Here is a 6,689-nt window from a genome sequence, read left to right on the forward strand (position 1 = left end):
GAAGGAAGCAGTGCGAAGGACAAGCGGTGGGAGGAGATGGCCGGGCGGCTGATGATTCCGCTGGATTACCCGGATGCGGCGCAGGCGCGAGAGATGATTGGGAAGCTGAGAGGCATTCCATGCTACATGAAGGTTGGCATGCAGCTCTTCTATGCAGCAGGACCGGATTTCGTACGCGAGCTGAAGGAGAACGGCTACTCCGTCTTCCTGGATGTGAAAATGCACGATATCCCGAACACCGTCAAAGGCGGAGCGCAGAGTGTGACGGCGCTCGGCGTCGACATGTTCAATGTTCATGCAGCCGGCGGCTCGGCCATGATGAAGGCGGCCCTGGAGGGCGTCGAGCTCGCCACCGCGCAGAACCCGGCGCTGAAACGGCCGCTGGTCATCGCTGTGACCCAGCTGACGAGCACCAGCCAGGCCGTGATGAACGACGAGATCGGCATCCCTGGCGAAGTGCCGGATACCGTAGTGCGCTACGCGCAGCTGGCCGCCGCAGCCGGGCTGGACGGCGTGGTGGCTTCGCCGCAGGAGGCTGCGGCCATATCCGCTGCGTGCGGCAGCGGCTTCCGCACCGTAACGCCGGGCATTCGCCCTTCCGGATCGTCTCTGGATGACCAGAGCCGGGTTATGACGCCGGGACAGGCCATCCGGCAGGGCAGCCATTTTCTCGTAGTTGGCCGGCCGATAACCGCTGCACCCGATCCGCGCCAGGCTGCGGAGAACATTATTAAGGAGATGATCCTAGCATGAGCCCATTATTGAACCGAAGCGAACAAATTGCATCCTATCTGCTGAAGATTGAAGCGGTGGCGCTGCGTCCACAGCAGCCTTTTACCTGGACTTCCGGCATCAAGTCTCCCATCTACTGTGACAACCGTCTTACGCTCTCCTACCCCGATATCCGGAGCTACATCGCCGACGCATTCGCTGAGCTGATTGCCACGCAGTATCCCGGCACCGAGGTGATCGCCGGTACGGCGACCGCGGGCATTCCGCATGCCGCCTGGGTGGCGGATAAGCTGAACCTGCCGATGGCCTACATTCGCGATAAGGCGAAGGGACACGGCAAGCAGAACCAGATCGAGGGCATCATCTCTCCGGGACAGAAGGTCGTGGTGATCGAGGATCTGATCTCAACGGGCGGCAGCTCGCTTAAGGCAGCGGAAGCCGTTAAAGAAGCCGGCGCCGAACCGGTTGCTGTTCTCGCCATCTTCAGCTACCAGCTGGACCGGGCGGAGAAGGCGTTCCAGGAAGCGGGCATTCCGCTGCAGAGTCTGTCCGACTACGGCACACTGATTGAAGTAGCGCTGGGACAAGGCAAAATCGCCTCTACCGACATGGAGCTGCTTCAGTCGTGGAGAAAAGATCCGTCTTCGTTCGGCGTCTAATCCATAAATCCATCGATCCGGTCTGACCGGCTCAAATGAACAGCCCATCGCCTTTTCGGCGAGGGCTGTTTTTGCTGTACAGCGTGCCCAGAGGCACGCATTATCTAGTTGGTGTAAGTCCAATCAAGGGAGGGGCCAAGCCACCCTTGTAGCTAGGATACCTGCGCATGGCGAAATCTGTGTGCAGAAGCGTATCGACGAAAGTACCGGTCAGAAACCGGGCGAGCAACAATCCAGGCCGCAACATCAAGTGAATCCTGCCGCGTCGTCAAAAAGGCCCTGCGAAGGGAAAAAGAGGGTGCCGAGTCTCGTGTATATAGACGAAGGCCAAGGAAGCTGTGCAGAACTTGGAACAACAGCAAAGAATCCTCCGGCGTAAAGGGAACGGCATGGATTGAAAGATAATGCAGTGAACTGGGGAGACCCTCCCCCACACGGATTTTTTTTAGGAACCCGTAAAAAGGCGCTCTATAAGTCCAGAAGACGAAATGAACCGTCTGTGGGAAGGGAGTCCGAGGGGCTCATAGTACCGAAGAACCTAAGGACAACATAACCCTAGGGAGGGAAGGAGCCCTGCTTTGTTTATGCTTTTGGAGGAGGTACGAGTGAGTGAATGCCAAACGGCTAACGACACCTAAGGAAAAAGTTCAAGAACTCCAAGAAAAGCTAGGTTATGCGGCCAAGGAGAGCAACAAGCGTAAATTCCATGCGTTGTACGACAAAGTTTACCGGTGGGATGTGCTGTGCGAAGCCTGGAAACGGGTGAAAGCGAACAAGGGAGCTGCGGGAGTAGATGCGGTGACGCTCGTAGAAATTGAGGAACAAGGAGAAACACGTTTCCTCAAGGAATGCGAGCGAGAACTGAAAGAAGGCAATTACCATCCGCAGCCCGTCCGGCGGCACGTCATCCCAAAGAAAGACGGGAAGCTAAGGCCGTTAGGCATACCCACCATACGTGACCGAGTGGTACAAATGGCAACCAAACTCGTGATTGAACACACCTTATCTTGAGAAGTTTCTGCTTTCGTTTTTCGGTGGTGCATTCCTAAGAAGTCGAATCCTTCGTCTCCTGTCCACAGGCCTACAATGCGTGTTTTGATCGGGTGTAAGGTTAACTCTAGACGTTCCATTATCCTGCTTATGAGCTCATAGGCATGTTCGGCGTCCTTTTTGGTTTTACAGACCACCACCAGGTCGTCTGCATACCTTGTCAGTTCTCCCAACCTACTTCCGTGTTTCTCCCATAGCCGGTCAAAATAGTTCAGATAGATATTCGCCAAAAGTGGTGAAATCACGCCGCCTTGCGGTGTTCCTAAATCGGAACGCCTTACGTTTCCTTCTTCCATGTCTCCCGCATGAAGCCACTTCCGTATTAACTTTAAGATCCTCCTGTCATTGATACGCATTTGTATCAGTTTCATGAGCTTCTCTTGATTAATGTTGTCGAAGTAACCTTGGATATCGACGTCGACTACCCAGTTCCCTTTGCGGTTGCAGGCTACTGTACCACACAGCAGTGGCTAACGAAGAAGGCAGAAGAACGTATTCGAAACGTGGTTAAAGAAAGATTAGCACCGCCCGGCATGCGTTCTAAATCGTTTGCGGAACACGTGGAATGGCTCAATCCCAAGATTCAGGGATGGAGAAATTATTACTACACGAACTACAGCCAAAAGAGGTTAGCTAAGCTGGACTGGTATATTCTACAGCGATTCACCCGGTGGTATGCGAAGAAGAGACAGCGCAGAAGGTGGATGGGTTCATTATCCGAGGTTAAATATATTGCCAATAAGTATGGATTAAAAATGCTATTGTAATCTGCATGCCCATGAATGACAAACATCGGAAAGCCGTATGAGGGAAAACCTCACGTACGGTTTGATGAGGAGGAGGATGTCCCAAAAGTCATCGTAGATGGCTGAGGGACAGTCCTCTTTTCACTTAGTCAAACAAAAAGAAGCCGTTCCTTGGTAAAATGGAAGTGTCGAGCAACCATTCAAGGAGGGCTTCTTTTGTACATTCAATATACCATGGATCAACTCTGCTTACCAATGGATTTGGAAGAAGACATTCCCGCTAATCATCTCGTTCGCATAGTGAACGCAATGGTCAATCGTTTGGATGACGCCACCTTCGATGCAGCGTACCCCGGAGGAGGGCGAAACAGTTACCATCCCAAGATGCTCACCAAAGTCATCCTCTACGCCTACACGCAACGTATCTACTCCTCCCGTCAGATCGCGAAGGCTGTCCGGGAAAACATCATGTTCATGTGGATCGCCGGCCGTCAGCGTCCAGACTTTCGCACCATCAATCGGTTTCGCTCCGAGCGGATGAGGGAAGTGCTGGAGACCTGTTTACAACCGTCCTGCAGTTTCTGGCAGAGGAGAACTACGTGCAGTTGGAGCATTACTTTGTGGACGGTACCAAAATTGAAGCCAACGCCAATCGGTATACGTTTGTCTGGGGAAAGGCGGTTGTGAAGCACAAAGCCAAGCTTCAGAAGAAGGTTCACAGCCTATTCGCCGCCATTGAAGAAGACGAGAAGCAAGAAGAAAGAGCGCAGATGGACAAGGATCTTCACGAACTAAACGAATCCTCGGCCATCACCAGCGAGAGGCTAGAATATGCTGTCCAGCAATTGGAGGAGCGTCTGCAAGAGAAGCCCAAAGACCGGCTGCTCAAGAAGGGGGTACGCATTTTCCGCAAGGACTTGCTTCCTCGCCTCCAAAAGTACGAGACCCAGGAGGCCCTTTTAGGCAGGCGAAACAGCTATAGTAAAACCGACCCGGACGCTACCTTTATGCGAATGAAAGAAGACCATATGCGAAACGGTCAGCTCAAGCCAGGGTACAATGTCCAGATCGGTACCGGAACCAATTCATCCTCGGGTACAGCGTCCACCAGCGGCCGACCGATACGCGTTGCCTCATCCCACATCTGGAGAAGGTAAAGACACAGTTCGGAAGGCTGCCGAGAACCGTGATTGCCGATGCGGGATATGGCGGGGAAGAGAACTACGACTATCTGGAACAGAAAGAATTGGAGGCCATCGTCAAGTACAACACATTTCATCGGGAAAACAGCAAAGCTTGGAAACAGGACATCAGCAAGATCGACAACTGGACCTATGACGCTGAAACGGACACCTGGATCTGCGTGGCCGGGCAACCGCTTCCTTTCCGCCGAGTGAGCCAGGAGGAGACGGAAAGCGGGTACAAAATCGAATATCGGCATTACCGGGGGACAGACTGTGAGGGCTGTCCACTCAAGCCGCAGTGTACAAAGGCCCAAGGGAATCGTGAGGTCAAAGTCAGCATGAAGTATATGAGGTTTAAGAACCAGGCTAGAGAGAAGCTCCGCAGTGAAGAAGGCTATGCTCTGTCGGTGAGGCGCATGATTGAGCCAGAGCCAGTGTTTGGCGCTATGAAAAATAATCGAGGCTTTAAACGGTTCCTGCTTCGAGGCTTATCCAAAGTAAGCCTCGAGGTCGGGTGGCTTTCCCTTGCCCACAATTTGCTTAAGAAAGCAGCGGTGGACACCAAAAACCAAGGAGCTGAGCGAGAATAGATCGCTTAGCTCCTTGGTTTCTTCTGAGGGTGATCCTATCTTGTTACATAGAGTATTCCAAAGTTACCTTTTGGGACACCCTCTTTATTCTAGTGCTGCGCATTGCATAATCGCGTTCTTCAGGGGCATCCTATATGTGCAGTAGTTGAGACACTTTTTTTAAAAGGAGACATCCTGATGAACTGGATTTACTTCGCCAAGCTATTTCGAACCCGGTTTCAAGCGGGATGCCTGGCCAAACGGCTGGAACAGGACGGCTGGATTTACGGCTATCATGATCCCAGTTATGTGGAGATTTACCGTTCACGCAAAGGCAAGTACGGGGTTCGTTTTTTACCTTAATGTATTTCACTCTTGACTTTAGGTCCTGCTATCCTGTATATTGATTATTGTCGCTGTTTGAATATTGATCACTGACGCGGGGTGGAGCAGTCCGGTAGCTCGTCGGGCTCATAACCCGAAGGCCGCAGGTTCAAATCCTGCCCCCGCAATAACGCTTCACCTAAGCATTACCCGTTCTTATTCATACGGTGATTTTGATCAGGGCCCTTAGCTCAGTTGGTTAGAGCGGTCGGCTCATAACCGATTGGTCACAGGTTCGAGTCCTGTAGGGCCCACTATCCTGAAACCCTTGCGTAGCAAGGGTTTTTTGCTGTTTTAGGATAGGTTGGGAAGGGAAAATAGGGAGGGATAAAGACTGTATTGCGTTTGCTGGTCACATTTTGGTCACGGCGTAATTGTATTGGTTGTTTCGCTTGTCAACCTCACCCTGCTGTCTGTATGATCAGCAGCTTCACGCTGCATATCGGGTAACAGATGTGAATACCGACCTTAGATAAATCTGAGTATTGCTATAGCCAAGCCGTTCTGCTCTAATCCTAGGATTGACCCCATTTGTTTAGAAGCATCAAGGCATGTGAGTGCCTGAAACCTGATTTTAAACAAATCAACATTTTCGGTGGGAGGCAAACGTCTCCGTAATGCGGTGCAAAGCATCTAACAGATTAGATTCATCCAATCAGATGGAATCGTTCAGGAATGGAAGTATATCACTTGAATCTGCTGGAAGCTTGGCACACTTCAGAAGGAGTGAAGGCACAGACGCCAGAGGCTTGGGCGAAAATTGTGAGAGTGGCCACTCAGGCTTTACGATCTGAGGCTTGGATGAATCGCAAGGTAGAAGCTCTACAGCTCCCAAGCGCAAATAATCCCGTGCAGCGCGTTCCTTATGGTCTGGAGATGGCGCTGCGAAGTCTGCTGGCACTTGTTCGTGAATTTCAATTACAACTTGCGGCACTCGATAAAGTGGTCCTGGACTTGTCGGAGACTCTGGCCGAAGTCCAACTTCTGAAGTTCATTCCTGGGGTCGGAACAAAGTTGGACGAGGAATATATTTCTTAAATTGGAAATGTTTATCATTTTCATCTCCCAAGCACCTGGTGGCATATGCCAGAATCGATTCGAGCGTCTTTAGTTCAGGGGAGTTTGTGGCGACACAGAACAAGATCACGAAACGGGGATTTAAACAACTTCGACGAGCGGTGTATTTAGCGTTAACGTGCGGACTGCGAGGAGAACTGAATCCTCGGCTCAGGGAGTATTACGATAGAAAAAAGAGTGAGGGAAAGTCATATCAAGTAGCCGTGGTCGCTTGCCCAACAAGTTCCTCCTTCACGTGTACGCTATGCTTAAGAAAGGGCAACCCTACACTCTTTAATTTATTGCACC

At 51.5% G+C, this 6,689-nt stretch carries 6 protein-coding genes, 2 tRNA genes and 3 pseudogenes; 10 read left to right on the forward strand and 1 reads right to left on the reverse strand.

What is annotated here, in order from left to right:
• The first annotated feature begins 36 nt into the window (after positions 1-36).
• From pyrF to KIH86_RS18885, 3 genes and pseudogenes are all read left to right on the forward strand, one after another.
• Positions 37-753, forward strand: coding sequence for an orotidine-5'-phosphate decarboxylase (gene pyrF / locus KIH86_RS18875; protein WP_235775489.1), 717 nt, complete (start codon positions 37-39; stop codon positions 751-753).
• On the forward strand, positions 750-1,391 hold the full coding sequence (pyrE, locus tag KIH86_RS18880; protein WP_223080658.1) for an orotate phosphoribosyltransferase: 642 nt from the start codon (positions 750-752) through the stop codon (positions 1,389-1,391). Before pyrF ends, pyrE begins: the two co-directional genes overlap by 4 nt.
• 609 nt (positions 1,392-2,000) lie before the next feature.
• Positions 2,001-2,387: pseudogene (locus KIH86_RS18885) on the forward strand (group II intron reverse transcriptase/maturase); the annotation flags it as partial.
• A gap of 101 nt (positions 2,388-2,488) precedes the next feature.
• Here KIH86_RS18885 and KIH86_RS18890 read toward each other — a convergent pair.
• Positions 2,489-2,908 (reverse strand): annotated as a pseudogene (locus KIH86_RS18890) (reverse transcriptase domain-containing protein); the annotation flags it as partial.
• Between KIH86_RS18890 and KIH86_RS29605 the strand changes: the two are divergent.
• The 7 genes and pseudogenes from KIH86_RS29605 to KIH86_RS30175 form a co-directional block, all read left to right on the forward strand.
• Positions 2,846-3,208 (forward strand): group II intron maturase-specific domain-containing protein, encoded by a 363-nt coding sequence (locus KIH86_RS29605; protein WP_235775487.1) that lies wholly within the window; start codon positions 2,846-2,848, stop codon positions 3,206-3,208. The pseudogene KIH86_RS18890 and the gene KIH86_RS29605 overlap by 63 nt on opposite strands.
• Before the next feature lie 195 nt (positions 3,209-3,403).
• Positions 3,404-4,961: pseudogene (locus tag KIH86_RS30170) on the forward strand (IS1182 family transposase).
• Positions 4,962-5,138: 177 nt separating this feature from the next.
• Positions 5,139-5,303 carry a hypothetical protein gene (locus KIH86_RS18905; RefSeq protein ID WP_169744605.1) on the forward strand — a complete coding sequence of 55 codons (165 nt, stop codon included), beginning with the start codon at positions 5,139-5,141 and terminating at the stop codon, positions 5,301-5,303.
• A gap of 75 nt (positions 5,304-5,378) precedes the next feature.
• A tRNA-Met gene (locus KIH86_RS18910) sits at positions 5,379-5,452 on the forward strand.
• Positions 5,453-5,504: 52 nt separating this feature from the next.
• Positions 5,505-5,578, forward strand: a tRNA-Ile gene (locus KIH86_RS18915).
• 436 nt (positions 5,579-6,014) lie between these two features.
• Positions 6,015-6,362, forward strand: coding sequence for a hypothetical protein (locus KIH86_RS18920; protein ID WP_223080659.1), 348 nt, complete (start codon positions 6,015-6,017; stop codon positions 6,360-6,362).
• On the forward strand, positions 6,350-6,689 hold a 340-nt coding region (locus tag KIH86_RS30175; RefSeq protein WP_407672309.1), incomplete at its 3' end, for a transposase. The genes KIH86_RS18920 and KIH86_RS30175, both read left to right, overlap by 13 nt.

Source organism: Paenibacillus sinensis (assembly GCF_019904155.1).
Classification (GTDB): domain Bacteria; phylum Bacillota; class Bacilli; order Paenibacillales; family Paenibacillaceae; genus Paenibacillus_AQ; species Paenibacillus_AQ sinensis.